General features: G+C 47.2%; 1 protein-coding gene. It reads right to left on the reverse strand.

Annotation, left to right across the window (positions count from 1 at the left end):
* Positions 1-324 (reverse strand): thiol peroxidase (locus CWC14_RS18715; RefSeq protein WP_138564377.1); only part of this gene is annotated, 324 nt, incomplete at both ends.

Genomic DNA, 324 nt, shown 5'->3' on the forward strand with positions numbered 1-324 from the left:
ACCATACTGCTCACCGAAATCTCGCCATACTGCATCTGAGAGAGTCTCTAGCTTGTCAATTCCCTCTGCGGCGCAATAACGTTTTTGCGCAAAAGGTAAATCAGTGCTGACGGTTAACATAGCGACTTGAGGGAATTCGCTGGCCACTTTTTCATTGAAGTGCTTTGTTTGAATACTGCACACGCCAGTGTCTAAGCTCGGAACTACACTCAATAGAACCGCTTTGCCTTGGTAATCATTTAAGCTGCGTGGTTCAAATTGGGCATTCACGGTACGAAAATCCGGTGCGGCATCACCCACTTTGACTCCTTTGCCTAACAGGGT

Source organism: Pseudoalteromonas sp. S3260 (assembly GCF_005886925.1).
Classification (GTDB): Bacteria; Pseudomonadota; Gammaproteobacteria; order Enterobacterales; family Alteromonadaceae; genus Pseudoalteromonas; species Pseudoalteromonas tetraodonis.